26 protein-coding genes and 1 other RNA gene are annotated in these 26862 nt (G+C 64.9%); 23 read left to right on the top strand and 4 right to left on the bottom strand.

The genetic code is table 11. From position 1 onward, the window contains the following. Positions 1–74 precede the first annotated feature (74 nt). The 5 genes from petA to ACFW0H_RS14225 all read left to right on the top strand — a co-directional run bounded on the left by petA (position 75) and on the right by ACFW0H_RS14225 (position 3807). Positions 75–668, top strand: coding sequence for a ubiquinol-cytochrome c reductase iron-sulfur subunit (petA, locus tag ACFW0H_RS14245; protein WP_422914538.1), 594 nt, complete (start codon positions 75–77; stop codon positions 666–668). Further along, positions 669–1880 (top strand): cytochrome b, encoded by a 1212-nt coding sequence (locus ACFW0H_RS14240; RefSeq protein WP_422914537.1) that lies wholly within the window; start codon positions 669–671, stop codon positions 1878–1880. It abuts the gene before it with no gap. Beyond that, entirely contained in the window at positions 1880–2662 is a 783-nt protein-coding gene (locus ACFW0H_RS14235) for a cytochrome c1 (RefSeq protein WP_422914536.1), read from the top strand. The genes ACFW0H_RS14240 and ACFW0H_RS14235 overlap by 1 nt, the downstream gene beginning before the upstream one ends. A gap of 88 nt (positions 2663–2750) precedes the next feature. Next, the gene (locus ACFW0H_RS14230) at positions 2751–3368 is read left to right on the top strand and encodes a glutathione S-transferase N-terminal domain-containing protein (RefSeq protein ID WP_422914535.1); all 618 of its coding nucleotides are present in this window, start codon (positions 2751–2753) and stop codon (positions 3366–3368) included. A gap of 10 nt (positions 3369–3378) precedes the next feature. After that, complete coding sequence (locus ACFW0H_RS14225) at positions 3379–3807, top strand: ClpXP protease specificity-enhancing factor (protein ID WP_422914534.1); 429 nt, start codon at positions 3379–3381, stop codon at positions 3805–3807. Between the two features lie 49 nt (positions 3808–3856). Here ACFW0H_RS14225 and ACFW0H_RS14220 read toward each other — a convergent pair whose 3' ends face one another. Genes ACFW0H_RS14220 through ACFW0H_RS14205 form a run of 4 tightly spaced genes read right to left on the bottom strand, consistent with a single transcriptional unit; the run spans position 3857 to position 7182 of the window. Next, positions 3857–4387, bottom strand: a complete 531-nt coding sequence (locus ACFW0H_RS14220; protein WP_422914533.1) for a BON domain-containing protein — start codon at positions 4385–4387, stop codon at positions 3857–3859. Beyond that, positions 4384–4977 carry a phosphoheptose isomerase gene (locus ACFW0H_RS14215; protein ID WP_377690799.1) on the bottom strand — a complete coding sequence of 198 codons (594 nt, stop codon included), beginning with the start codon at positions 4975–4977 and terminating at the stop codon, positions 4384–4386. Before ACFW0H_RS14215 ends, ACFW0H_RS14220 begins: the two co-directional genes overlap by 4 nt. Before the next feature lie 28 nt (positions 4978–5005). Then, entirely contained in the window at positions 5006–5374 is a 369-nt protein-coding gene (locus tag ACFW0H_RS14210; protein ID WP_422914532.1) for a YraN family protein, read from the bottom strand. Then, positions 5371–7182, bottom strand: coding sequence for a penicillin-binding protein activator (locus ACFW0H_RS14205; RefSeq protein ID WP_422914531.1), 1812 nt, complete (start codon positions 7180–7182; stop codon positions 5371–5373). Before ACFW0H_RS14205 ends, ACFW0H_RS14210 begins: the two co-directional genes overlap by 4 nt. 120 nt (positions 7183–7302) lie before the next feature. Here ACFW0H_RS14205 and rsmI point away from each other — a divergent pair, with 120 nt between their 5' ends. From rsmI to lpxC, 18 genes are all read left to right on the top strand, one after another. After that, positions 7303–8196, top strand: a complete 894-nt coding sequence (rsmI, locus tag ACFW0H_RS14200) for a 16S rRNA (cytidine(1402)-2'-O)-methyltransferase (RefSeq protein ID WP_422914530.1) — start codon at positions 7303–7305, stop codon at positions 8194–8196. A 64-nt stretch (positions 8197–8260) separates the two neighbouring features. Then, positions 8261–8619: RNase P RNA component class A (gene rnpB / locus ACFW0H_RS14195), an RNA gene on the top strand. A gap of 319 nt (positions 8620–8938) precedes the next feature. Further along, complete coding sequence (gene mraZ, locus ACFW0H_RS14190; RefSeq protein WP_377690803.1) at positions 8939–9394, top strand: division/cell wall cluster transcriptional repressor MraZ; 456 nt, start codon at positions 8939–8941, stop codon at positions 9392–9394. Next, positions 9391–10338, top strand: coding sequence for a 16S rRNA (cytosine(1402)-N(4))-methyltransferase RsmH (gene rsmH, locus ACFW0H_RS14185; RefSeq protein WP_422914529.1), 948 nt, complete (start codon positions 9391–9393; stop codon positions 10336–10338). The genes mraZ and rsmH overlap by 4 nt, the downstream gene beginning before the upstream one ends. After that, positions 10335–10628 (top strand): cell division protein FtsL, encoded by a 294-nt coding sequence (gene ftsL, locus ACFW0H_RS14180; RefSeq protein WP_422914528.1) that lies wholly within the window; start codon positions 10335–10337, stop codon positions 10626–10628. Before rsmH ends, ftsL begins: the two co-directional genes overlap by 4 nt. Next, entirely contained in the window at positions 10625–12355 is a 1731-nt protein-coding gene (locus tag ACFW0H_RS14175; protein ID WP_422914527.1) for a peptidoglycan D,D-transpeptidase FtsI family protein, read from the top strand. Before ftsL ends, ACFW0H_RS14175 begins: the two co-directional genes overlap by 4 nt. Then, positions 12355–13818, top strand: coding sequence for a UDP-N-acetylmuramoyl-L-alanyl-D-glutamate--2,6-diaminopimelate ligase (gene murE, locus ACFW0H_RS14170; RefSeq protein WP_422914526.1), 1464 nt, complete (start codon positions 12355–12357; stop codon positions 13816–13818). The genes ACFW0H_RS14175 and murE overlap by 1 nt, the downstream gene beginning before the upstream one ends. Beyond that, entirely contained in the window at positions 13811–15175 is a 1365-nt protein-coding gene (locus ACFW0H_RS14165) for a UDP-N-acetylmuramoyl-tripeptide--D-alanyl-D-alanine ligase (RefSeq protein WP_422914525.1), read from the top strand. Before murE ends, ACFW0H_RS14165 begins: the two co-directional genes overlap by 8 nt. A 2-nt stretch (positions 15176–15177) precedes the next feature. After that, positions 15178–16260, top strand: coding sequence for a phospho-N-acetylmuramoyl-pentapeptide-transferase (gene mraY / locus ACFW0H_RS14160; RefSeq protein ID WP_422914524.1), 1083 nt, complete (start codon positions 15178–15180; stop codon positions 16258–16260). A 6-nt stretch (positions 16261–16266) separates the two neighbouring features. Further along, positions 16267–17613 (top strand): UDP-N-acetylmuramoyl-L-alanine--D-glutamate ligase, encoded by a 1347-nt coding sequence (gene murD / locus ACFW0H_RS14155; protein ID WP_422914523.1) that lies wholly within the window; start codon positions 16267–16269, stop codon positions 17611–17613. Beyond that, entirely contained in the window at positions 17613–18821 is a 1209-nt protein-coding gene (gene ftsW, locus ACFW0H_RS14150; RefSeq protein ID WP_422914522.1) for a putative lipid II flippase FtsW, read from the top strand. The genes murD and ftsW overlap by 1 nt, the downstream gene beginning before the upstream one ends. Beyond that, positions 18818–19888 carry an undecaprenyldiphospho-muramoylpentapeptide beta-N-acetylglucosaminyltransferase gene (gene murG, locus ACFW0H_RS14145; RefSeq protein ID WP_422914521.1) on the top strand — a complete coding sequence of 357 codons (1071 nt, stop codon included), beginning with the start codon at positions 18818–18820 and terminating at the stop codon, positions 19886–19888. The genes ftsW and murG overlap by 4 nt, the downstream gene beginning before the upstream one ends. Beyond that, entirely contained in the window at positions 19881–21341 is a 1461-nt protein-coding gene (murC, locus tag ACFW0H_RS14140) for a UDP-N-acetylmuramate--L-alanine ligase (protein ID WP_459077301.1), read from the top strand. Before murG ends, murC begins: the two co-directional genes overlap by 8 nt. Further along, positions 21338–22285, top strand: coding sequence for a D-alanine--D-alanine ligase (locus tag ACFW0H_RS14135; protein WP_422914520.1), 948 nt, complete (start codon positions 21338–21340; stop codon positions 22283–22285). The genes murC and ACFW0H_RS14135 overlap by 4 nt, the downstream gene beginning before the upstream one ends. Positions 22286–22289: 4 nt before the next feature. Further along, positions 22290–23153, top strand: a complete 864-nt coding sequence (locus ACFW0H_RS14130; RefSeq protein ID WP_377690814.1) for a cell division protein FtsQ/DivIB — start codon at positions 22290–22292, stop codon at positions 23151–23153. Between the two features lie 21 nt (positions 23154–23174). Further along, positions 23175–24425, top strand: a complete 1251-nt coding sequence (gene ftsA, locus ACFW0H_RS14125; RefSeq protein WP_422914519.1) for a cell division protein FtsA — start codon at positions 23175–23177, stop codon at positions 24423–24425. A gap of 47 nt (positions 24426–24472) precedes the next feature. Beyond that, positions 24473–25660 (top strand): cell division protein FtsZ, encoded by a 1188-nt coding sequence (ftsZ, locus tag ACFW0H_RS14120; protein ID WP_422914518.1) that lies wholly within the window; start codon positions 24473–24475, stop codon positions 25658–25660. A gap of 112 nt (positions 25661–25772) precedes the next feature. After that, a complete protein-coding gene (gene lpxC / locus ACFW0H_RS14115) occupies positions 25773–26684 on the top strand; it encodes a UDP-3-O-acyl-N-acetylglucosamine deacetylase (protein ID WP_044872041.1) in 912 nt (303 codons plus the stop codon). The last annotated feature ends 178 nt before the right edge of the window (positions 26685–26862 follow it).

Raw genomic sequence — 26862 nt, 5'->3', positions numbered from 1 at the left:
TTTTTTGCGCGGCTCGATTTTTTACTTAGTAAAGGCCTGAACAACAGGCCTAGAAGCTGATGGGAGACGACTGAATGAGCAATGACGGCGTGAATGCAGGCCGGCGTCGCTTCCTCGTAGCGGCCACGTCCGTGGTCGGTGCGGCGGGAGCGGTCGGGGCTGCTGTCCCGTTCGTGGGGTCATGGCTGCCAAGTGCCAAGGCGAAAGCCGCGGGTGCACCGGTCAAGGTAAACATAAGCAAGGTCGAGGCCGGCCAGCAGATCATTGCCGAATGGCGTGGTCAGCCGGTGTTCATCGTGCGTCGTACCGAGGAAATCCTGGCGAACCTGCCGAAGATCCACGACCGCATGGCTGACCCGGAGTCCAAGGTTTCCGTGCAGCCGACCTACGTGGACCCGGTAAGTCGTTCGATCAAGCCCGAGATCCTGGTGCTGGTCGGCATCTGCACCCACCTGGGCTGCTCGCCGTCCTTCCGCCCGGAAGTCGCGCCGGCTGACCTGGGCGCCGAGTGGGTCGGTGGCTACTTCTGCCCTTGCCACGGTTCCCGCTACGACCTGGCTGGTCGTGTCTACAAGGCGCAGCCAGCGCCTATAAACCTGCCGGTGCCGCCGCACACGTACGAGTCGGATGACGTCATCGTCGTCGGTGTGGACCAGGAGAAGGCTTAAATGAGCAAATTCATGGAATGGGTCGATGCGCGCTTCCCCGCGACCAAGATGTGGGAAGACCATCTGAGCAAGTACTACGCCCCGAAGAACTTCAACTTCTTCTACTTCTTCGGTTCGCTGGCACTGCTGGTACTGGTCAACCAGATCCTCACCGGGATCTGGCTGACCATGAGCTTCACCCCGTCCGCCGAAGAAGCTTTCGCGTCCGTTGAGTACATCATGCGCGACGTGGAGTACGGCTGGATCATCCGCTACCTGCACTCCACCGGTGCATCGGCGTTCTTCATCGTTGTCTACCTGCACATGTTCCGCGGTCTGCTCTACGGCTCCTACCAGAAGCCGCGCGAGCTGGTGTGGATCTTCGGCATGCTGATCTACCTCGCCCTGATGGCCGAGGCCTTCATGGGCTACCTGCTGCCCTGGGGCCAGATGTCCTACTGGGGTGCCCAGGTGATCATCTCGCTGTTCGGTGCGATTCCGGTGGTGGGCGATGACCTGACCCAGTGGATCCGTGGTGACTACCTGATCTCCGGTATCACCCTGAACCGCTTCTTCGCCCTGCACGTGATCGCCCTGCCGATCGTCCTGCTCGGCCTGGTGGTGCTGCACATCCTGGCGCTGCACGAAGTGGGTTCGAACAACCCGGACGGCGTGGACATCAAGAAGAAGAAGGACGAGAACGGCATCCCGCTGGATGGCATCGCGTTCCACCCCTACTACTCCGTGAAAGATATCGTCGGCGTGGTGGTGTTCCTCTTCGTGTTCTGCTTCGTGGTGTTCTTCTTCCCGGAAATGGGCGGTTACTTCCTCGAGAAGCCGAACTTCGAACAGGCCAACCCGTTCAAGACCCCTGAGCACATCGCGCCGGTGTGGTACTTCACCCCCTTCTACGCGATTCTCCGTGCAGTACCGGACAAGCTCCTTGGCGTAATCGCCATGGGTGCCGCCATCGCTGTGCTGTTCGTGCTGCCGTGGCTGGACCGCAGTCCCGTCAAGTCCATGCGCTACAAGGGCTGGCTGAGCAAGATCTGGCTGCTGGTGTTCTGCATCTCCTTTGTCATCCTCGGCGTGCTGGGTGTTCTGGCGCCGACCCCGGAACGTACGTTGCTGTCCCAGGTGTGCACCATCCTGTACTTCGCGTACTTCATCCTGATGCCGTTCTACACAAGGATGGAAAAAACCAAACCGGTACCGGAAAGGGTGACAGGCTGATGAAAAAGCTATTTGCTGCATTTGTTTTTGCTGCGCTGCCGGCTCTTTCCTTTGCCGCCGGTGGTCATGACGTGCATCTGGACAAGGTCGATATCGACCTGACCGACAAGGCCGCCATGCAGGACGGCGCGCGTACCTTCGCGAACTACTGCATGGGCTGCCACAGCGCCAAGTTCCAGCGCTATGAGCGTGTGGGCAAGGACCTGGGCATTCCTGAAGAGCTGATGATGGCAAACCTGGTCCTCACCGGCGCCAAGATCGGCGACCACATGAAGACCGGCATGCAGCCCCAGGATGCCAAGGTGTGGTTCGGTGCCGCTCCGCCCGACCTGACCCTGGTTGCCCGCGTACGCGGCACCGACTGGCTGTACAGCTACCTGCGCGCCTTCTATGAAGATCCGGCGCGTCCGTGGGGCGTGAACAACAAGGTCTTCCCGAACGTCGGCATGCCGAACGTCCTGGCCGGCCTGCAGGGTCGTCAGGTTGTCGGTTGCAAGCAGGTCCAGGTGGTTGAGGGCGGCAAGAAGCAGTTCGACCCGCTGACCGGTGCTCCGCTGACCCACGAGGCCTGCGACCAGCTCACCGTTCTGCCGAAGACCGGCAAGCTGACCGAAGCCGAGTTCGACGAGAAGGTCCAGAACCTGGTGACCTTCCTCGCCTACTCGGCCAACCCGGTCAAGCTGGAAAGCCAGCGCATCGGTACCTACGTCCTGCTGTACCTGGCGTTCTTCTTCGTGTTCGCCTACCTGCTCAAGCGCGAGTACTGGAAGGACGTGCACTGATACACTGCTGCACCTTTGTAAAAGCGCGCGCCCTTCATGGGCGCGCGCGTCTTTCTGCCCCTGAATAATCCCAAGCGAGGAGGGCGCAATGGCCGTCACCAACAGGCTGGCCTGTTATTCCGACCCTGCCGACCACTATTCCCATCGCGTGCGCATCGTGCTCGCCGAGAAGGGTGTCGCCGCCGAAATCATCAATGTCGAGCCGGGGCGTTGCCCGCCCAAACTGGCTGAGGTCAACCCCTACGGCAGCGTGCCGACCCTGGTGGACCGTGATCTGGCGCTCTACGAATCGACCGTGGTGATGGAGTACCTCGAAGAGCGGTATCCCCATCCCCCCCTGCTGCCGGTCTATCCGGTGGCGCGTGCCAACAGCCGTCTGCTCATCCATCGCGTGCAGCGCGACTGGTGCTCTCTGGTGGACCGCATTCTCGATCCCCGCAGCAAGGATGCCGAGAAGGCCCAGGCGCGCAAGGAGCTGCGGGAGAGCCTGACCGGTGTTTCGCCGCTGTTTGCGGACAAGCCCTTCTTTCTGAGCGAAGATTTCAGTCTGGTGGATTGCTGCCTGCTGCCGATACTCTGGCGCCTTCCTGTCCTGGGCATCGAGCTGCCGCGACCGGCCAAGCCGCTGCTGGACTATATGGAGCGGGGCTTCGCGCGCGACTCATTCCGGGCCAGCCTGTCCGCCGTCGAGCGCGATATGCGCTGAGGAGACCAAGATGAATTCCAGTCGTCCCTACCTGGTTCGCGCCCTCTACGAGTGGATAGTCGACAACAATTGCACACCCCATCTGCTGGTCAATGCCGAGCATGCCGGCGTGCGCGTGCCGCCCGGCTACGCCAATGACGGTCAGATCGTGCTCAATGTCTCGCCCAGCGCCGTGCGCCACCTGCACATGGACAACGAAGCGGTCAGCTTCGAGGGGCGTTTCGGCGGGGTTGCCCACAGCCTCTACATTCCCTCGGCTGCGGTCATGGCGATCTATGCCCGCGAGAACGGTCAGGGCATGGTCTTCGACCTGGAGCCTCCACTGCCTGGGGATGACCCGGGGCCGGAGGATGACGGCCCGTCCGGCGGTGAGCCGCCGGGTCCGGGGGGTGAACCTTCGCGCCCCAGCGGCCGCCCCAGCCTGAAAGTGGTCAAGTAATAAAAAAGGCGATCCTCCGGATCGCCTTTTTTCTGCCCGCCGTAGCCGGTCAGTTGGTGTACTCGAAGAGTCGGACGATCTTCTGCACGCCGGAAACGTTCTGGACGATGCTGGTGGCCAGTTGCGCTTCCTGGCGGGTCACCAGGCCCAGCAGATAGACGATGCCGTTCTCGGTGATCACCTTGATCTGCGAGCTGGGAACCTTTTCGTCGGCCAGCAGCTGGGTGGTGATCTTGGTGGTGATGGTGCTGTCGTTCATCCGCGCCAGGGTGGATGAGGGCTGCATCACCTGCAGCTCGTTGTGCACGCGGCGTACGCCCTGGGCGGTCTGGGCGGCCTGGCCGGCCAGCTCCTTGAGGTCGGCTCGCGGCGTCTGGCCGGCAAGCAGCACCACGCCGTTGTAGCTGGCGACCACGACGTGCGAGTTGGTCTTCAGATCGGCGCTTGCGCCCTCTACCTTGGCGCGCACCTTGGACGGCAGGGACTGGTCGTCGATGGTCTTGCCGATGGTGCGGCCGCCGCAGCCGGACAGGGCGAGGCAGAGGGCGAGGCCGGCGAGCAGCAGGGGGGAACGGGTCATTCTTCACTCCCAAACAGTTGACGGTCGATCAGGTCGCAGAGGCAATGGATGGTCAGCAGGTGCACTTCCTGGATGCGTGCGGTGATCTTGGACGGGACGCGGATCTCCACGTCTTCCGGCAGCAGCAGGGAGGCCATGCCGCCGCCGTCGCGGCCGGTGAGGGCGACCACTACCATTTCCCGGTCGTGGGCGGCCTGGATGGCCTGGATCACGTTGGCCGAGTTGCCGCTGGTGGAAATGGCCAGCAGCACGTCGCCCGGCTGGCCAAGTGCACGGATCTGCTTGGAAAAGACTTCGTTGTAGCTGTAGTCGTTGGCGATGGAGGTGATGGTCGAGCTGTCGGTGGTCAGTGCGATCGCCGGCAGGCTTGGACGTTCACGCTCGAAACGGTTGAGCAATTCCGAGGAGAAGTGCTGGGCATCGCCGGCCGAGCCGCCGTTGCCGCAGGACAGGATCTTGCCCTCATTGAGCAGCGCGTGGACCATCACCATGCTGCCGTGCTCGATGTGCGGAGCCAGCACTTCCATGGCCTGCAGCTTGGTGTCGATGCTGGCCTGGAAGAGTTGTCGGATACGGGGTTGCATGTCCATCGGGTAAGACCTTCAGTGGGGCGACCGATCAGGTGTCGAAGGCATTCTTCAGCCAGGTCAGTCGCGGGGGCGAATCGCCGTCCATTGCATCGACGGCGATCACATCAAATCGACAAGGGTATTTTGCCCAGCGCGATTCCTGCTGCAGGAACTGCTGGGCGGCGTATGCCAGTTTCTCGCGCTTGCGGGCATCGACGCTCTCGAGGGCGCCGCCCCAGCCGGCATGACGCCGGTAGCGGACTTCGGCGAATACTACTGTATCGCCGTCGAGCATGACCAGATCGAGCTCGCCACGCCGGCACAGCCAATTCTGGGACAGCAGGCGCAGTCCCTGTGCTTCTAGGTGGGTGCGGGCAAGGGCTTCCGCCGCCTGCCCGCGGGCTCGCCGATCGGTCAAGAGCCGCTGTCTTGCAGGCGCTGGACCTGGCCATTGCGGAATTCCGCCCAGGGCAGCTGGCGCTCGATGCGGCGAGCGGGGCTGAGGCTCAGACGGCCGGACAGGCCGTCCACCTGGGTTTCCGGCAGGGCTTTCAGCTGTGCCAGGCGCGGCGCCAGGCGGTAGGCGTCGGCACCCATGGCGTAAAGGCGTCCGAGGCTGCCGCCGGCCTGCGGCCACTGGTTGCCCACCTGCTGGCGCAGCGGATCGTCGCTGTTCAGCAGCCAGGGGGTTTCGCAGAAACGAATGCCGTTCAGGTCCTGGTACTGGGATGGGTCGTTGCTCGCGGAGTAGAGGTGCGAGGTGGCATAGACCGGCAAGTCGCCCGCGTACTGGAAGGCCAGGGTCGGCTTGATCTGCTGGGCCTGCTGCGGGGTGGCGGCGAGGAAGATGAAGTCGACGTCCTGGCGGCGCGCGGGTTGCGCGGCCACCGGTACGCCCAGGGTGCCCTGCAGGCGCTTGGCGCGGGATTCGCTCTGGCGGAGCTGGAAGAGATCGGCGATCTGCTGGGCCAGGGCGACCGGCTGGTCGACATGCTCGGCGGCGATCAGGCGGCCGCCTTCGGCTTGCCAGCTCTGCTGGAACGCGAGCAGGACGCGGTCACCCCATTCGCCGCGCGGCACCAGCGCAACGGCGCTGCGCATGCCATCGGCCCAGGCGCGGCGGGCCACTTCGCGGGCTTCGTCCTCGGCGGCGAGGCCGAACTGGAAGAGCTGGGCCGGCGCTTCCTGGCCGGATTCGCTGTAGTTCAGGGCCAGGGTGGTAATGGGCAACTGCTCGCGGGCGCTGAGTTGCTTCACCAGGGGCTTTTCCAGCGGGCCGACCACCAGTTGCACACCGTCGGCCTGGGCCTTGCGGTAGAAATCGTCGATGGAGGTCAGCTTGGAGCTGTCGTAGATTTCGATGGCCGGTTGCGGCTGGCCGGATTGCTTGGCCTGGTAGTGGGCGGCGAGGAAGCCGTCACGCAGGGCGCGGGATACCGAGGCGAGCTGGCCTTCCTGGGGCAGCAGCAGGGCGATCTTGGTCAGCGGCTGGCCGGCGATCTCCTTGAGCTTGGTGAGCGCTTCCGGCAGTTGCTTGGCGGCCGGGTGATCCGGATTCTGCGCGCGCCAGTTGTCGATGGCGGCTTGCTGTTGTTCCAGGGTGGAGGCGGTCTTGGTCAGGCGCGCCAGTTCCAGCCAGCCGGCCAGATCCTTGTCGCCCCCGCCTTGCAGTTGGTCCAGCGGTAGGCTGGACACCAGGGCCCAGATGGCTTCGTGGTTGGCGTTCGCGGATTCGCCGCTGAGCAGGGGGGCGATGTAGGCGCGCTCACGGGCGGCGGCAAGGGTCTGGCCGTCGGCTTCCAGGGCGCGGGCACGGACCAGTTGGGTGCGCACCTGCTGTTCCACCGGCAGTTCGGCGAGGCGTTCGAAGCTCGGATGGTTCAGGGCCTTGAGGGCGCTCTTGGGCTGGTTCCGGGCCATCGCCAGCTCGGCGGTGAGTGTGCTGGCGAAGACCTGTTGAGCAGGTTTCAGGCTGTCCAGCGGGATCTGCTCGAGGATGCGTGCCGAACGGCCGACATCCTTCTGCTGGTAGGCGAGGTCGGCGGCGGACAGGCGCAGCAGGGCAGCCTCTTCCGGCTCGGCTTCGCCGGCCTGCTGCAGCAATTGCTCGATGCTGGCCTGGGGGGTGCGGGGCAGTTCGCCAAGGCTGGACGAGGGCGAGCTGGCGCAGGCGGCCAGCAAGCCGGCGAGGCAGAGGGCGGAGAGCGGACGCAGGCAAGCGATCATTTATCGGTCCCGATACTCGTTAAAGAAAGTGGCGATTGTACCCAAGCCCTGGTTGGGGCGCGATGTCGGGCCGGTGAATCGGGATACAATGCGCGCTTTCAGCCGTTTCCGAGGTGCCTTGTGACTCTTTCTTCAGCCGCTGGCAGTGCCCCGGGCACGCTCTACGTGGTCGCAACGCCGATCGGCAATCTGGACGACATCACGGCCAGGGCCCTGCGTGTATTGCGTGAAGCGGCACTGATCGCAGCCGAAGACACGCGGCATTCGTCTCGTCTGCTGCAGCATTTCGGCATTGAAACGCCCTTGGCTGCCTGCCACGAACACAACGAGCGCGACCAGGGTGGGCGTTTCCTCGCGCGCCTGCAGGCGGGGGATGATGTGGCGTTGATCTCCGACGCTGGCACGCCGCTGATTTCCGATCCCGGCTTCCATCTGGTGCGCCAGGCGCGCGCCGCTGGAATCCCGGTGGTGCCAGTGCCCGGCGCCTGCGCCTTGATCGCGGCGCTGTCCGCCGCGGGGCTGCCATCGGACCGCTTCATCTTCGAAGGCTTCCTGCCGGCCAAGGCGACTGCCCGCCGCTCGCGTCTGGAAGAAATAAAGGAAGAGCCGCGTACCCTCATCTTCTATGAAGCGCCCCATCGCCTCCTGGAGTCCCTGGAGGATATGCGCGGCGTTTTTGGTGCTGATCGTCCGGCGGTGCTGGCGCGGGAGCTGACCAAGACCTTCGAGACCCTGAAGGGTGCGGCCTTGCACGAACTGTGCGGCTGGGTTGCGGCCGACACCAATCAGCAGCGTGGCGAATGCGTGGTGCTGGTGGGGGGCTGGCAGGCGCCGGAGGGCGAGAGTGCCTTGAGCGCGGAAGCCTTGCGAGTGCTCGACCTGTTGCTGGGCGAGTTGCCGGTCAAGCGCGCCGCCGCACTGGCGGCGGAGATTACCGGCGTGCGCAAGAATCTCCTCTACCAGGCCGCGCTGGACAGGCAACCGAAAACGGACAAAAACGGAAGGGGCGAGTAACTGCGCTTAAGGCTGCAGCTTGCAGCTTGCAGCTTGCAGTCGCCGCCGGTAACCTTGGCGGCGGAGAGTCGATCGGACAGTCGCTGTCTCATATCGTTCAACGATTATGAGAGGGAGGAAAGTCCGGGCTCCACAGGGCGGAGTGCCAGGTAACGCCTGGGAGGCGCAAGCCTACGGAAAGTGCCACAGAAAATAACCGCCTAAGCGCGCAAGCGCCGGTAAGGGTGAAAAGGTGCGGTAAGAGCGCACCGCACGACTGGTAACAGTTCGTGGCTAGGCAAACCCCACTCGGAGCAAGACCAAATAGGAATCCATGGCGTGGCCCGCGTCGGATTCGGGTAGGTTGCTAAAGGCTGTCAGTGATGGCAGCCGTAGATGAATGACTGTCCTCGACAGAACCCGGCTTACAGATCGACTCTCTGCTTTTCTCTTCTCTTCGACATAGCTCTGCTTTCCCTTCTTTCCTGCCGTCGAAATACCGAAAAGATCTTAATCTTAACAATCCACTTTAAGTTCGAAGTTCAGCCTCCCGTAAGTGCTGGATTTTATTCCTCCTTTATCCCGTCAAAACTGCCCAAAACCCTTCTTTGCCCTCGCTAAATTGCCGTCCTGTAAGGAATTTTCCCCTTTTGCCTGCCTTGACGGTGGGGCGGGGCCATTTCTATAGTGTGCGCAAGTGGAGCGAAGTGGGTAGAAGTGGGATTTACTGGCAGGGAAAGCCAATCAAAGGGGAAGCGCAGCCGTGTTTCGCGGAGCCAACGCCATCAGTCTCGACGCAAAGGGCCGACTCGCGATGCCTAGCAGGTATCGTGATGAGCTCATGTCGCGTTGTGGTGGGCAGCTCATCGTCACGATCGATGCCGTGGATCCCTGTCTGACTGTCTACCCCCTGCCTGAATGGGAGCTCATCGAGGCCAAGCTGCGTGAGCTGCCGTCCCTGCGCGAGGAAACTCGCCGCCTGCAACGTCTGCTGATCGGCAATGCCGTGGATCTGGAGCTGGATAGCGCCGGGCGATTCCTGGTCCCGCCGCGCCTGCGCGAACACGCCGGCCTGGACAAGCGGGCGATGCTGGTTGGCCAACTGAACAAATTTCAACTGTGGGATGAGGATGCCTGGAACGCGATTTCCGAGGCCGACCTCATGGCGATAAAACAACCCGGCGGCCTGCCGGACGAACTACGTGACCTTATCCTGTGAGCACGATCAGCAGCTTCCGCCATATCACCGTACTGCTCGAAGAGGCTGTGGAGGGACTCGCCCTGCGCGCGGACGGCTGCTACCTGGATGGGACCTTCGGGCGCGGGGGGCATAGCCGGCTCGTGCTCGAGCGGCTCGGGCCCGGTGGGCGCTTGCTGGGGTTCGATAAAGACCCGCAAGCGATTGCGGCGGGGCAAGCTCTGGCGGCCGAAGACGGCCGCTTTGTCATTGTGCAGCGCAGCTTTGCCGAGCTCGGAGACGAGGTGCACCAGCGCGGTCTGGACGGCAAGGTGGACGGCGTGCTGCTCGACCTGGGGGTGTCGTCGCCACAGCTGGATGACCCGGAACGTGGCTTCAGCTTTCTCAATGATGGCCCGCTGGACATGCGCATGAATCCGGATCGTGGCCAGAGCGCCGCGCAGTGGATCGCCAGCGCCAGCGAGGATGAGATCGCCCGGGTATTCAAGGAATACGGCGAAGAGCGATTCGCCAAGCGCATGGCGCGCGCCGTGGTGCAGCGCCGTGGGGAAAAGCCGTTCGAGCGCACCGCTGACCTGGCGGCCGTCCTGAGCGCCGCCAATCCGGCCTGGGAGAAGGGCAAGAATCCCGCGACCCGTGCCTTCCAGGGCATCCGAATCCACGTGAACAACGAGCTGGGCGACCTGGAGCAGGGGCTGGACGCCGCGCTCGAGGCCCTGGCGGTTGGCGGTCGCCTGGTGGTGATCAGCTTCCACTCCCTGGAAGACCGCATCGTCAAACAATTCATGCGCAAGCACGCCAAGGGCGAAGCCGACAAGCTGCCCCGCGACCTGCCGGTGCGCCAGGCGGCCTTCGATCCGCGCCTGAAGCTCCTGGGCAAGCCGCAGTACGCCTCCGAGGCCGAGCTCAAGGCCAACCCGCGCTCGCGCAGTGCGGTCATGCGTGTGGCGGAGAAGCTGCGGTGAGCCGCCTCTATGCCAAGCCACTCCCCCCCGGCAGCACGGTGATGCTGCTGCTGTTCGTGGCGGTGCTGCTGTCGGCAATTGCCGTGTCCTATAGCGCGCACTGGAATCGCAAGCTGCTCAACGAGCTCTATGCCGAGCTCAGCGTGCGCGACAAGGCACAGGCCGAATGGGGGCGCCTGATCCTCGAGCAGAGCACCTGGACCGCCCACAACCGCATCGAGTCGCTGGCCAGCGAACAGCTGAAGATGCGCATCCCCGATCCGGCCGAAGTGCGGATGGTGGCGCCATGATGAAGCTCGAAGGCGCGCTCTATCCCTGGCGCTTTCGCCTCGTGCTGGGTCTGCTCGCGATCATGGTCGGCGCCATTTCCTGGCGCATCGTCGACCTGCATGTGATCGACCATGACTTCCTCAAGGCCCATGGTGATGCGCGCAGTGTCCGCCACATTCCGATCCCCGCCCATCGTGGCCTGATCACGGATCGCAATGGCGAGCCCCTGGCTGTGAGTACCCCGGTCACCACCCTCTGGGCCAACCCCAAGGACCTGATGGGGCTGCGCGACCAGTGGCCACGTATCGCCGAGTCGCTGGGCCAGGACCCGACGACCTTCGCCCAGCGCATCGAGCAGAACGCCAATCGCGAGTTCCTCTACCTGGTTCGCGGCCTCACCCCGGAGCAGGGGCAGGCCATCCTGGTCAACAAGTTGCCTGGCGTATACGGCATTGAAGAGTTTCGCCGCTTCTACCCGGCCGGCGAGGTGACCGCCCATGTGGTGGGTTTCACCGACGTTGACGACCGTGGCCGCGAAGGCGTCGAACTGTCCTTCGACGAGTGGCTGGCCGGCGTCCCCGGCAAGCGCCAGGTGCTCAAGGACCGTCGCGGCCGCCTGATCAAGGATGTGCAGGTCGCGCGCAATGCCAAGCCCGGCAAGACCCTGGCCCTCTCCATCGACCTGCGCCTGCAATACCTGGCCCACCGCGAGCTGCGCAACGCCCTGGTGGAGAACGGCGCCAAGGCCGGCAGCCTGGTGATCATGGATGTGAAGACCGGCGAAGTGCTGGCCATGGCCAACCAGCCCACCTACAACCCGAACAACCGCCGCAACCTGCAGCCCGCGGCGATGCGCAACCGCGCCATGATCGACGTGTTCGAGCCCGGCTCGACGGTCAAGCCGTTCTCCATGAGCGCAGCCCTGGAAAGCGGGCGTTGGAAACCGACGGACGTGGTCGATGTGTACCCCGGTACACTGCAGATCGGCCGCTATACCATTCGCGACGTTTCGCGCAGCAGTGGCGCGCTCGACCTCACCGGCATCCTGATCAAGTCCAGTAACGTCGGCATCAGCAAGATCGCCTTCGATATCGGTGCCGAGTCCATCTACCGGGTCATGCAGCAGGTGGGCCTGGGCCAGGACACCGGCCTCGGCTTCCCCGGCGAGCGTGTGGGCAACCTGCCCAACCATCGCAAATGGCCCAAGGCCGAAACCGCGACCCTGGCCTACGGCTACGGCCTCTCGGTGACCGCCATACAGTTGGCCCACGCCTATTCGGTGATCGCCAACAACGGCAAGAGCGTGCCGCTGTCCCTGACCCGTACCGACAGCCAGGTCGAAAGCGTGCAAGTGATCGACGAGCAGGTGGCCAAGACCCTGCAGGGAATGCTCCAGCAGGTGGTCGAGGCGCCCGGCGGTGTCTTCCGTGCCCAGGTCCCCGGATACCACGTGTCCGGCAAGAGTGGCACCGCGCGTAAAGCCAGCGTAGGAACCAAGGGCTACACCCAGAACGCCTACCGCTCGCTGTTCGCCGGCTTCGCTCCGTCCACCAACCCGCGCATCGCGATGGTGGTGGTAATCGATGAACCCAGCAAGGCGGGCTATTTCGGCGGCCTGGTCTCGGCCCCGGTATTCGGCAAGGTCATGGCCGGCGCGCTGCGGCTGATGAACATCGCGCCGGACAACCTGCCCACCGAGGAACAACAGACCGCGAACGCGGCCACCGGCAAAGGAGGGCGGATCTGATGCCCATGCCACTGAACCAGCTATTGCCCCAGGCGCAAGGCGCCACTCTGATTCGTGAACTGACCCTGGACAGCCGCAAGGTGCGTCCGGGCGATCTGTTTCTGGCTGTGCCCGGCGCCCAGCAGGATGGTCGCGCCCATATCGCCGATGCCGTCACCCGTGGTGCCGTTGCCGTTGCCTATGAGGCGGCAGGCGCCGACGTGGCCGCTATCGCCGGCGCTGAACTGATCGCCATCAAGGGCCTGGCTGCCCAGTTGTCGGCCATCGCCGGCCGCTTCTATGGCGAGCCGAGCCGCGCCCTGAACCTGGTTGGCGTAACGGGCACCAACGGCAAGACCAGCGTCAGCCAGTTGCTGGCCCAGGCCCTCGACCTGCTTGGTGAGCGCTGCGGCATCGTCGGCACCCTTGGCACCGGTTTCTATGGCGAGCTGGAAAGCGGCCGCCATACCACGCCCGATCCCCTGGCCGTGCAGGCTACCCTGGCGAACCTGAAGCAGGCCGGCGCTCGCGCCGTGGCCATGGAGGTCTCCTCCCATGGCCTGGAGCAGGGGCGCGTCGCCGCCCTGGCATTCGACGTGGCGGTGTTCACCAACCTGTCCCGCGACCACCTGGACTATCACGGCTCCATGGAGGCCTACGGGGCGGCCAAGGCCCGCCTGTTCGGCTGGCCGGACCTGCGCGCGCGGGTGATCAACCTGGACGACGAGTTTGGTCGCCAGCTCGCCGCCGAGCCGCGCGAGTCGCGTCTGCTGAGCTACAGCCTGGAAGACGCCGGTGCCTTCCTTTATTGCCGCGAAGCGCAGTTCGACGACCATGGCGTACGCGCGCAGCTGGTCACTCCGCAAGGCGAGGGCCTGCTGCGCAGCCCGCTGCTGGGCCGCTTCAACCTGAGCAACCTGCTGGCCGTGGTCGGCGCGCTGCTAGCCATGGATTACCCGCTGGATGAAGTGCTGCAAGTCCTGCCGTCGCTGCAAGGGCCGGTCGGCCGCATGCAGCGCCTGGGCGGCGGAGAAAAACCGCTGGTGGTGGTCGACTACGCGCACACCCCGGATGCCCTGGAGAAAGTCCTGCAAGCCCTGCGTCCCCATGTGCGTGGCCGCCTGCTCTGTCTGTTCGGCTGTGGCGGCGACCGCGATCGCGGCAAGCGTCCGCTGATGGCCGAAGTGGCCGAGCGCCTGGCCGACTACGTCCTGATCACCGATGACAACCCGCGCAGCGAAGACCCCGCACAGATCTTCGACGATATCCGTCCGGGCTTCGCCGATGCCGCAAGCGTGGAATTCGTCGCCGGTCGCGGCCAGGCCATCGCCCGGTTGATTGGTACCGCTGGCGTCGACGATGTGGTGCTGCTGGCCGGCAAGGGCCACGAGGATTACCAGGAGATCTCTGGCGTGCGCCATCCGTTTTCCGATCTGGACGAGGCCGCCAAGGTCCTGGATGCCTGGGAGGTGCCCCATGCTTAAGCCCTTCCGTCTGTCCGAACTCCTCGGGCCGCTGCAGGCCGAGCTGGTGGGCGCTGACGTCGGGTTCACCGGCGTTTCCAGCGACAGCCGCAAGATCGAGTCGGGCCACCTGTTCATCGCCCTGGTCGGTCCGCGATTCGACGGTCATGACTACCTGGCCGACGTCGCCGCCAAGGGCGCCGTCGCCGCCCTGGTGCAGCGCAAGGTGGCCGATGCACCGATCCCTCAACTGCTGGTGGCCGACACCCGGGAAGGCCTGGGCCGCCTGGGCGCCTACAACCGCGACGGCTTCACCGGTCGCGTGGCGGCGGTCACCGGTTCCAGCGGCAAGACCACGGTCAAGGAAATGCTGGCCAGCATCCTCCGTACCCAGGGTTCCGTCCTGGCTACCCGCGGCAACCTGAACAACGACCTCGGTGTACCCCTGACCCTGCTGGAGCTGGGCGCCGAACACGACAGCGCGGTCATCGAGCTGGGCGCCTCGCGCGTGGGCGAGATCCTCTATACCGTCGGCCTGACCCGGCCGCAGGTGGCCATCATCAACAACGCCGGTACCGCCCACGTGGGCGAGTTCGGTGGCCCGGAGAAGATAGTCGAGGCCAAGGGCGAGATCCTCGAAGGCCTGTCCGCCGACGGCGTGGCGGTGCTCAATCGTGACGACCGCGCTTACGCCACCTGGCACCAGCGCGCAGCCGGGCGCAAGGTGCTGAGCTTCGCCCTGAACGATGTCGGCGCCGACCTGCGCGCCGAGAACCTGACCCGCGATGCCCGCGGCTGCATGGCCTTCAGCCTCCGTGGCGTGGTCGGCGACGCGGACATCCAGCTCAACCTGTTGGGGGCGCACAACGTCGCCAACGCCTTGGCCGCTGCTGCCGCCGCCCATGCGCTGGGCGTGCCGCTGGTCGGGATCAAGGCAGGCCTGGAAAACCTGCAGCCCGTGAAGGGCCGCGCCGTAGCGCAACTCGCCACCAGCGGTATGCGCGTGATCGACGACAGCTACAACGCCAACCCCGCGTCGATGCTCGCCGCCGTTGATATACTCGCCGGCTTTTCCGGTCGCACCGTCCTGGTGCTCGGGGATATGGGCGAACTCGGGGAATGGGCCGAGCAGGGCCACCGCGAAGTCGGCGAATACGCTCGCGGCAAGGTCAGTGCCTTGTACGCCGTCGGTCCGCTGATGGCGCACGCGGTCGCTGCCTTCGGTGCCCAGGGTCGCCACTTCGCCGACCAGGCCAGCCTGATCCAGGCGCTGGCCGGCGAGCAGGACACAAACACCACAATTCTGATCAAAGGCTCCCGCAGCGCGGCGATGGATAAAGTCGTCGCGGCATTCTGTGGGACGGGGGAGGCTCACTAATCATGCTGCTGCTGCTCGCTGAGTACCTGCAACAGTTCTACAAAGGGTTCGGCGTATTCCAGTACCTGACCCTGCGCGGGATTCTCGGCGTCCTGACAGCCCTGTCGCTGTCGCTTTGGCTCGGTCCCTGGATGATCCGCACCCTGCAGATCCGCCAGATCGGCCAGGCCGTGCGTAATGACGGCCCGCAATCGCACCTGTCGAAATCCGGCACGCCGACCATGGGCGGCGCGCTGATCCTGACCGCCATCGCCATCAGCACCCTGCTCTGGGCGGACCTGTCCAACCGCTATGTCTGGGTCGTGCTCGCCGTGACCCTGGCCTTCGGCGCCATCGGCTGGGTGGATGACTACCGCAAGGTGATCGAGAAGAACTCCCGCGGCCTGCCGAGCCGCTGGAAGTATTTCTGGCAGTCGGTGTTCGGCATCGCCGCCGCGGTCTTCCTTTACATGACCGCCAGCACCCCGGCCGAGACCACGCTGATCCTGCCGCTGGTGAAGAACATCGAGATTCCTCTGGGCATCGGCTTCGTGGTGCTGACCTACTTCGTGATCGTCGGCTCCAGCAACGCGGTGAACCTGACCGACGGCCTCGACGGCCTGGCGATCATGCCCACTGTGATGGTCGGCGGTGCGCTGGGGATCTTCTGCTACCTGTCGGGCAACATCAAATTCGCCGATTACCTTCTGATCCCGTACGTGGCGGGCTCGGGCGAGCTGATCGTGTTCTGCGCCGCCCTGGTGGGAGCCGGTCTCGGCTTCCTCTGGTTCAACACCTACCCGGCCCAGGTCTTCATGGGCGACGTCGGCGCCCTGGCCCTGGGCGCCGCCCTCGGCACCATCGCCGTGATCGTGCGCCAGGAAGTGGTGCTGTTCATCATGGGCGGCGTGTTCGTCATGGAGACCCTGTCGGTGATGATCCAGGTCGCTTCCTTCAAGCTGACCGGTCGTCGTGTTTTCCGCATGGCCCCTATTCATCACCACTTTGAACTGAAAGGCTGGCCCGAACCCCGGGTGATCGTACGGTTCTGGATCATCACTGTGATCCTGGTACTGGTCGGCCTTGCAACCCTGAAACTGAGGTAACCGAGAGTGACGCTGATCGCTTCCGACCAGTTCCGCATCGTTGTCGGCCTCGGCAAGAGCGGCATGTCCCTGGTGCGCTTCCTGGCGCGCCAGGGCGTTCCGTTTGCCGTGGCCGATACCCGCGCGAACCCGCCGGAACTGGCGACGCTCCGGAGCCAGTTCCCGCAGGTGGAGGTGCGCTGTGGCGAGCTCGATCCGGACTTCCTCTGCCGCGCCAGCGAGCTCTATGTGAGCCCCGGCCTCGCCCTGGCCACGCCTGCCCTGCAGGAAGCCGCGCGGCGCGGGAGCCGGCTGTCTGGCGACGTCGAACTGTTCGCCCGCCATGCCAAGGCGCCGATCGTCGCCATCACCGGATCCAACGCCAAGAGCACCGTCACCACCCTGGTAGGTGACATGGCCAAGGCCGCCGGCAAGCGCGTCGCCGTGGGCGGCAACCTCGGTACGCCGGCGCTGGACCTGCTGGCCGATGACATCGAGCTCTATGTGCTGGAGCTGTCCAGCTTCCAGCTGGAAACCACTGACCGGCTGAACGCCGAGGTGGCCACCGTGCTCAACATCAGCGAAGACCACATGGATCGCTACGCCGACATGCAGGCCTACCACCTGGCCAAGCACCGCATCTTCCGTGGTGCGCGCCAAGTGGTGGTCAACCGTGGCGATGCGCTGTCGCGTCCGCTGGTGGCCGACCAATTGCCCTGCTGGACCTTCGGCCTGAACAAACCCGATTTCAAGTCCTTCGGCCTGATCGAGGAAGAGGGCGAGAAGTACCTGGCCTACCAGTTCGACAAGCTGATGTCGGTGCGTGAACTGAAGATCCGCGGTGCCCACAACCAGTCCAATGCCCTGGCCGCCCTGGCCCTGGGCCATGCCGTGGGGCTGCCGTTCCAGCCCATGCTGGACACCCTGCGGACCTTCGCCGGCCTGGCCCACCGTTGCCAGTGGGTGCGTGAGCTGCGCGGGGTGTCCTACTACGACGACTCCAAGGCCACCAATGTCGGTGCGGCCCTGGCGGCCATCGAAGGCCTGGGTGCCGATATCGACGGCAAGCTGGTGCTGATCGCCGGCGGCGACGGCAAGGGTGCAGACTTTTCCGGTCTGAAGGCGCCGGTGGCACGCTTCTGCCGGGCCGTAGCGCTGCTGGGGCGCGACGCCGAACTGATCGCCGCGGCCCTGGGCGATGCCGTTTCGCTGGTAAGGGTCAAGACCCTGGACGAGGCAGTGCAGCGCTGTGCCGAGCTGGCCGAGGCGGGGGATGCGGTGCTGTTGTCCCCGGCCTGCGCCAGCCTGGACATGTTCAAGAACTTCGAAGAGCGCGGGCGACTGTTCGCCCAGGCCGTGGAGGGGCTCGCCTGATGCTGGCCCGTCTGCTCGCCGCCCCGTCGCCGCTGCGCAGCCGCCGCGGCATCGACATCGACTTCCCGCTGCTGGCCGGCTGCCTGACGCTGCTCGGCCTGGGCCTGGTGATGATCACCTCGGCTTCGTCGGAAGTCGCTGCGGCGCAGTCCGGCAATCCCCTGTACCACATGATCCGCCACCTGGTTTACCTGGCCATCGGAATCTGCGCCGGGGTGCTCACCCTGCAGGTGCCCATGGCGTTCTGGCAGCGCCACGGTGCGCGCCTGATGCTGGCCGCCACTGTCCTGCTGATCCTGGTGCTGCTGCCCGGCATCGGCCGTGAGATCAACGGTGCCAAGCGCTGGATCGGCTTCGGCCTGTTCAACCTGCAGCCCTCCGAGCTGGCCAAGCTGTTCACCGTGATGTTCATTGCCGGCTACATGGTTCGCCGGCAGGACGAGGTACGCGAAAAGCTCACCGGTTTCATCAAGCCAATGCTGGTGCTGGGCCCCATCGCCGTGCTGCTCCTGGCCGAGCCGGACTTCGGCGCCACGGTGGTGCTGGTGGGCTCCTGCATCGCCATGCTGTTCCTCGGCGGCATCAACCTGCTGCGCTTCATCCCCCTGGCCGGTGGGGTCCTCGCCGCCGGCGTGCTGGTGATGACCAGCCAGAGCTACCGGATGCAGCGACTGACCAACTTCATCGATCCCTGGGCGGACCAGTACGGCGCCGGCTACCAGCTGAGCCAGGCGCTGATCGCCTTCGGCCGTGGCGAATGGTTCGGCGTTGGGCTGGGCAACAGCGTCCAGAAGCAGTTCTACCTGCCGGAAGCGCACACCGACTTCGTCTTCGCCGTGCTGGCCGAAGAGCTGGGCATGATCGGTGCCCTGGCCACTGTCGGCCTGTTCGTCTTCGTCAGCGTCCGAGCCCTGTACATCGGCCTCTGGGCGGAGAAGGCACGTCAGTATTTCTCCGCTTATGTCGCCTATGGCCTGGCCTTCCTCTGGATCGGCCAGGTACTGATCAACATCGGCGTGAACGTCGGTCTGTTGCCGACCAAGGGCCTGACCCTGCCGTTCCTCAGCTATGGCGGCAGCTCCCTGGTGATCTGCTGCGTCAGCCTCGCGTTGCTGCTGCGTATCGAGTGGGAGCGGCGCACCCAGTTGGGCAACGAGGAAACGGAGTTCGTCGAGAGCGATTTCTTCGACGAGGAGGTGCGCCCATGAGCGGCAATGTGCTGATCATGGCCGGCGGCACCGGCGGCCACGTGTTCCCGGCCCTGGCCTGCGCCCGCGAGTTCCAGGCGCGCGGTTTCAAGGTGCACTGGCTGGGCACGCCGAAAGGCATCGAGAACGAGCTGGTACCCCAGGCCGGCCTGCCGCTGCATCTGATCCAGGTCAGTGGCTTGCGCGGCAAGGGCCTGATGTCATTGCTCAAGGCGCCCTTCGTACTGCTCAAGTCGCTGTTCCAGGCGCGTCGCATCCTGCGCGAACTCAAGCCGGTCTGTGTACTGGGCATGGGCGGCTATGTCACCGGCCCCGGCGGCCTGGCTGCGCGCCTGTCCGGCGTGCCGCTGGTCATCCATGAGCAGAACGCCGTGGCCGGTACCGCCAACCGTAGCCTGGTGCCCTTCGCCAGCCGTGTGTGCGAAGCCTTCCCCGACACCTTCGGCAAAAGCGACAAGCGGCGTACCACCGGCAATCCGGTACGCGAGGAACTGTTCCTGGAGACCCCGCGGGACGCGCTGGGCGGCCGCAAGCCGCGCCTGCTGGTGCTGGGCGGCAGCCTGGGCGCCGAGCCGTTGAACAAACTGCTGCCGGAAGCCCTGGCCAAGGTGCCCGCGGACCTGCGTCCGGAGGTGTTCCACCAGGCTGGTCGCAAACATGACGAGATCACCGCGGAGCGTTATCGCCAAGTCGCGGTCGAAGCCCAGGTCGCGCCCTTCATCAAGGACATGGCGCGTGCCTATGCCTGGGCCGATCTGGTCATCTGCCGTGCCGGCGCCCTGACCGTGAGCGAACTGGCCGCCGCCGGCCTGCCCTCGTTCCTGGTGCCGCTGCCCCATGCGATCGACGACCACCAGTCGCGCAATGCCCAATACCTGGCGAAGGAGGGCGCGGCTGTCCTTCTTCCGCAACATTCCACTGACGCGGCCAAGCTGGCCGCTCAGCTGACCGAGGTCCTGATGCAGCCCGAGAAACTCAAGGCCATGGGCGCCACCGCCCGCCGTCTGGCCAAACCCGCCGCCACCCGTACCGTGGTCGAGATCTGCCTGGAGGTGGCCCGTGGTTGAGAGCCAGAAAGCCATGCCCCAGCCCGAGATGCGCCGGATCCGCCGCATTCACTTCGTCGGCATCGGCGGCGTGGGCATGTGCGGGATCGCCGAAGTGCTGCTGAACCTGGGCTACCGGGTGTCCGGTTCCGACCTCAAGACCTCGGCCGTGACCGAGCGCCTGGAAAAGTTCGGTGCGCAGATTTTCATCGGCCACCGCGCCGAGAACGCCGAGCACGCTGACGTGCTGGTGGTATCCAGCGCCGTCAACAAGTCCAACCCCGAAGTGGCCGTCGCCCTCGAGCGCCGCATTCCGGTGGTGCCGCGCGCCGAGATGCTCGCCGAGCTGATGCGCTATCGCCATGGCATCGCCGTCGCCGGAACCCATGGCAAGACCACCACCACCAGCCTGATCGCTTCGGTGTTCGCTGCCGGTGGACTGGACCCGACCTTCGTCATCGGCGGTCGCCTGAACGCCGCCGGCACCAACGCCCAGCTCGGCACCAGCCGCTATCTGGTGGCCGAGGCCGACGAGAGCGACGCCAGCTTCCTGCACCTGCAGCCGATGGTGGCCGTGGTCACCAATATCGATGCGGACCACATGAGCACCTACGAGGGCGACTTCAACAAGCTGAAGAAGACCTTCGTGGAGTTCCTCCACAACCTGCCGTTCTACGGCCTGGCCGTGCTCTGTGTGGATGATCCGGTAGTCCGCGAGATCCTGCCGCAGGTGGCGCGTCCCACCGTGACCTATGGCTTCGCCGAAGATGCCGACGTCCGCGCCATCAACGTTCGCCAGGAAGGCATGCACACCTGGTTCACCGTCCTGCGCAAGGACCGCGAGCCGCTGGACGTCTCGGTGAACATGCCGGGCAACCACAACGTGTTGAACTCCCTGGCCACCATCGCCATCGCCACCGACGAAGGTATCAGCGACGAGGCCATCGTCCAGGGTTTGTCCGGCTTCCAGGGTGTCGGCCGGCGCTTCCAGGTCTACGGCGAGCTGGAAGTGGAAGGCGGCAACGTGATGCTGGTGGATGACTACGGCCACCACCCCCGCGAAGTGGCGGCGGTGATCAAGGCCGTGCGCGGCGGCTGGCCGGAGCGCCGTCTGGTGATGGTCTACCAGCCGCACCGCTACAGCCGCACCCGCGACCTCTACGACGATTTCGTGCAGGTGCTGGGCGAAGCCAACGTCCTGTTGCTGATGGAGGTCTATCCGGCCGGCGAAGAGCCGATCCCCGGTGCCGACAGCCGTCAGCTCTGTCACAGCATCCGCCAGCGCGGCCAGCTGGACCCGATCTATATCGAGCGCGGTGTCGACCTGGCACCCCTGGTCAAACCGCTGCTGCGTCCCGGCGACATCCTGCTCTGCCAGGGCGCCGGTGACATCGGCGCGCTGGCGCCGCAACTGATCCAGAACCCGCTGTTTGGTGGCCAGTCCGACGACGCCGCCAAGAGGAAGACGAAATGAGCGCGCAACTGAATTCCACCCTCGAGCCCGCTGCGTTCGGTCGGGTCGCCGTGCTCTACGGCGGCAAGAGTGCCGAGCGCGAGGTTTCGCTGAAGTCCGGCGCCATGGTGCTGCAGGCCCTGCAGGCCGCTGGCGTGGACGCCTTCGGCATCGATGTCGGCGACGACCTGCTCGAGCGCCTGCAGGCGGAAAGGATCGACCGCGCCTTCATCATCCTCCACGGCCGTGGCGGCGAAGACGGCAGCATGCAGGGTCTGCTGGAGTGCCTGGACATTCCCTACACCGGCAGCGGCATCCTGGCGTCCGCCCTGGCCATGGACAAGCTGCGCACCAAGCAGCTGTGGATCAGCCTCGGCCTGCCGACCCCGCGCCACGCGGTGCTCGCCAGTGAGGACGACTGCCGCAGCGCCGCGGCCGAGATGGGCTTCCCGCTGATCGTCAAGCCGGCCCATGAAGGTTCCAGCATCGGCATGGCCAAGGTTGAGAGCGTCGAGGCGCTGGTCGAGGCCTGGCGTGACGCCGCCGTTTACGACCCGCAGGTACTGGTGGAGCAGTGGATCCAGGGGCCGGAGTTCACCGTTGCCTGGCTGCGCGGCGAGGTATTGCCGCCCATCCGTCTCGGCACCCCGCACACCTTCTATGACTACGACGCCAAGTACCTGGCCAGTGATACCCGCTACCAGATCCCCTGCGGCCTGGATGCGGACAAGGAGGAGGAGCTGAAGCGGCTCACCGCGCGCGCCTGCGAAACGCTTGGCATTCAGGGCTGGGCCCGTGCCGACGTGATGCAGGACGCCGAAGGGCGTTTCTGGCTCCTCGAAGTCAACACCGCACCGGGCATGACCGACCACAGCCTGGTGCCAATGGCCGCACGCGCTGCAGGCCTGGATTTCCAGCAGCTGGTGCTGGCGATCCTCGCTGACAGCGTCGAGGCAAGGGGCTGATCCCATGCGAAGCGCCACTATCCGTCGTCAGGAACCGGTAATCGGTCGCGCCGTCCCGTCGCGCAAGCCGGTGCCGCGTGGCGCCAGTCGGATGGTGGCCAAGGAGCCCCTGTCGCAGCGCCTGCCAAAGCCCAGCTTCGGCTTCCTCAGGAAGCTGATGTGGCCGCTGATGCTGGCAGTGCTCGGCCTGGGCGCCTACGAGGCGGCGCAGCGGCTATTGCCCTACGCCGACCGGCCGATCGCCAAGGTGAATGTCCAGGGCGACCTGAGCTATGTCAGCCAGCAGGCGGTGCAGCAGCGCATTGCGCCCTACATCGCCGCGAGCTTCTTCAGCATCGACCTGGCGGGCATGCGCCGCGAGCTGGAGCAGATGCCCTGGATCGCCCATGCCGAGGTACGCCGGGTGTGGCCTGACCAGGTCATGGTCCGCCTGGAAGAACAGCTCCCCATCGCCCGCTGGGGCGACGAGGCGCTGCTGAACAACCAGGGCCAGGCCTTCGCCCCGCGCGAGCTGGCCCACTACGAACAACTGCCCCAGCTCTGGGGCCCGCAGCGGGCCCAGGAGCAGGTGATGCAGCAATACCAGATGCTCAGCCAGATGCTGCGCCCGCTCGGCTTCTCCATTGCCCGGCTGGAGCTGCGTGAGCGCGGCAGCTGGTTCCTGTCCACCGGCCAGGGCGTCGAGCTGCTGCTGGGGCGGGATCATCTGGTGGAGAAGATGCGACGTTTCATCTCGATCTACGAGAAAACGCTGAAGGATCAGATAGCGAACATAGAGCGCGTCGACCTGCGCTATCCCAACGGCCTGGCCGTGGCCTGGCGGGCGCCGGTCGAGGCCCCCGCGGCGACCACGGTCGCCGTGCAGTGAATTAGAGAGAAGGTTAGAACCATGGCAAACGTACAGAGCGGCAAGATGATCGTCGGCCTGGACATCGGCACTTCCAAGGTGGTGGCGCTGGTGGGCGAGATCGCCGCCGACGGCCAACTGGAAATCGTCGGCATTGGCACCCACCCGTCGCGCGGCCTGAAGAAGGGCGTGGTGGTGAATATCGAATCCACCGTGCAATCGATCCAGCGCGCGGTGGAAGAAGCCCAGTTGATGGCGGGTTGCCGCATCCACTCGGCTTTCGTCGGCATCGCCGGCAACCATATCCGCAGTCTGAATTCCCACGGCATCGTGGCGATTCGCGACCGCGAGGTCAGCGGCGCCGATATCGAACGTGTACTGGACGCCGCCCAGGCGGTGGCCATCCCCGCCGACCAGCGCGTGCTGCACACCCTGGCCCAGGACTATGTGATCGACAACCAGGAAGGCGTGCGCGAGCCCCTGGGCATGTCCGGCGTACGCCTGGAAGCCAAGGTGCACGTGGTGACCTGCGCGGTGAACGCGGCGCAGAACATCGAAAAGTGCGTGCGCCGCTGCGGCCTCGAGGTGGACGACATCATCCTCGAGCAACTGGCCTCGGCCTATTCGGTGCTCACCGATGACGAGAAGGAACTGGGTGTCTGCCTGGTGGACATCGGCGGAGGCACCACGGATATCGCCATCTTCACCGAGGGCGCCATTCGTCACACGGCGGTGATCCCGATCGCTGGCGACCAGGTGACCAACGACATCGCCATGGCCCTGCGTACGCCGACCCAGTACGCCGAAGAGATCAAGATCCGCTACGCCTGCGCCCTGGCCAAGCTGGCCGGCGCCGGCGAGACCATCAAGGTGCCCAGCGTCGGCGACCGTCCGCCGCGCGAACTGTCGCGCCAGGCCCTGGCCGAGGTGGTCGAGCCGCGCTATGACGAACTCTTCACCCTGGTCCAGGCGGAGCTGCGCCGTAGCGGCTACGAGGACCTGATCCCGGCGGGCATCGTGCTCACCGGCGGCACGGCAAAGATGGAAGGTGCGGTGGAACTGGCCGAGGAAATCTTCCACATGCCGGTGCGCCTGGGCCTGCCACATAGCATCAAGGGGCTCGCCGACGTCGTGCGCAACCCCATCTATTCAACGGGTGTGGGCCTGCTGATGTACGGGCTGCGCAAGCAGTCCGATGGCATGCCTTCTTCCTCCGGCAACTTCGGTTTTGCCGAAGAAGCCAAGGCTCCCGTACTGGAACGGCTCAAGCGCTGGGTCCAGGGCAATTTTTAACCGCGGTACGCAGTAGGCGAAAAACTAAAAAAGGAAGGAGAGGGGATATGTTCGAACTCGTAGATAACGTTCCGCAAACAGCGGTCATCAAGGTGATAGGTGTCGGTGGTGGCGGTGGCAACGCCGTGAACCACATGTCCAAGAGCAACATCGAAGGCGTCGAGTTCATCTGCGCCAACACCGATGCCCAGGCGCTGAAGAACATCGGCGCACGTACCGTGCTGCAACTCGGCCCGGGCGTGACCAAGGGACTGGGCGCTGGCGCCAATCCTGAAGTCGGCCGCCAGGCCGCGATGGAAGACCGTGAGCGCATCGCCGAAGTGCTGCAGGGTGCCGACATGGTCTTCATCACCACCGGCATGGGCGGCGGCACCGGTACCGGCGCGGCTCCGGTGATCGCCTCGGTAGCCAAGGAGATGGGTATCCTCACCGTCGCCGTGGTGACCCGTCCGTTCCCCTTCGAAGGTCGCAAGCGCATGCAGATCGCCGACGAAGGCATCCGCTCGCTGGCCGAGAGCGTCGACTCGCTGATCACCATCCCCAACGAGAAGCTGCTGACCATCCTCGGCAAGGACGCCAGCCTGCTGGCCGCCTTCGCCAAGGCCGACGACGTGCTCGCCGGCGCTGTCCGTGGCATCTCCGACATCATCAAGCGTCCCGGCATGATCAACGTCGACTTCGCCGACGTGAAAACCGTCATGGGCGAAATGGGCATGGCGATGATGGGCACCGGCTGCGCCAGCGGCCCGAACCGCGCCCGCGAGGCCACCGAAGCGGCCATCCGCAACCCGCTGCTGGACGACGTCAACCTGCAGGGCGCCCGCGGCATCCTGGTGAACATCACCGCCGGTCCCGACCTGTCCCTCGGCGAGTACTCCGACGTGGGTAACATCATCGAGCAGTTCGCTTCCGACCACGCCACCGTCAAGGTGGGCACCGTGATCGATCCGGACATGCGCGACGAACTGCACGTGACGGTCGTGGCCACTGGCCTGGGTGCGCGCATCGAGAAGCCGGTCAAGGTGGTCGACAACACCGTTCAGACAGCCGCAGTGGCCGCGGCCACTGTTGCCACTCGTCCGGAGCAGCCGTCGGTCAACTACCGTGACCTGGATCGCCCGACCGTGATGCGCAACCAGGCACACGCCGGCGCGGCAACCGCGGCAAAGCTCAATACGCAGGATGACCTGGATTACCTGGATATTCCGGCATTCCTGCGTCGCCAGGCTGATTGATGGACTGTATCAGGAGTATTAGGGTGATTGGTGTTCAGCAAAGGGCGGTTCTGCTATTATCGCCGCCCATTGTTGAAAACAGTTCGCAACTTGCGTACAAGCGGCCAATGCCATGATCAGACAACGCACTCTCAAGAACATTATCCGTGCCACTGGCGTAGGGCTGCATTCCGGGGAAAAGGTCTACCTAACCCTCAAGCCCGCGCCGGTGGATACCGGCATAGTGTTCCGCCGTACCGACCTCGAACCCGTGGTGGATATCCCTGCCCGTGCCGAGAACGTCGGTGAGACCACCATGTCGACCACACTGATCAACGGTGAGGTCAAGGTGGACACCGTGGAGCACCTGCTTTCGGCCATGGCAGGCCTGGGCATCGACAACGCCTACGTCGAACTCTCCGCGTCGGAAGTGCCGATCATGGACGGCAGTGCCGGTCCCTTTGTGTTCCTGATTCAATCTGCCGGTCTGCAGGAGCAGGACGCGCCGAAGAAGTTCATCCGGATCCTGCGCGAGGTGACAGTGGAAGAAGGCGACAAGCGCGCCACTTTCGTGCCTTTCGACGGTTTCAAGGTGAGCTTCGAGATCGATTTCGATCACCCGGTATTCCGCAACCGTACCCAGAGTGCGAGCGTGGATTTCTCCAGCACCTCGTTCGTCAAGGAGGTCAGCCGCGCGCGGACCTTCGGCTTCATGCGTGACATCGAGTTCCTGCGTTCGCAGAACCTGGCACTCGGCGGCAGCGTGGAGAATGCCATCGTGGTTGACGAGAACCAGGTGCTCAACGAAGACGGCCTGCGTTACGAGGACGAGTTCGTCAAGCACAAGATTCTCGATGCGATCGGTGACCTCTACCTGCTCGGCAATAGCCTGATCGGCGAGTTCCGGGGCTTCAAGTCCGGCCACGCGCTGAACAACCGCCTGTTGCGCCAGCTCATCGAGCAGAAGGACGCCTGGGAAGTGGTGACCTTCGAGGATGCCAGGACTGCACCTATCTCCTACATGCGACCGGTAGCAGCCGTTTAAGCAATACCCTCTTTCCTGACTTCAAAGGCCACCCTCGGGTGGCCTTTTTTTAGGTTCTTCGCGGAGTCTGGGGGAAGAGCGAGTTGACAGTCAGGGAAGTGGGTAAATTGGCAGTCGCCAAACACACCAACCCCCACTCCCTGCTGCCGCCGTGCATCCTATTGATCTTGCCCAGTTC

This window comes from Metapseudomonas cellulosilytica, from assembly GCF_049334135.1.
GTDB lineage: Bacteria > Pseudomonadota > Gammaproteobacteria > Pseudomonadales > Pseudomonadaceae > Metapseudomonas.
The sequence above is the reverse complement of the archived record's forward strand: the minus strand, read 5'-3'. Positions and strand labels throughout refer to the sequence as shown.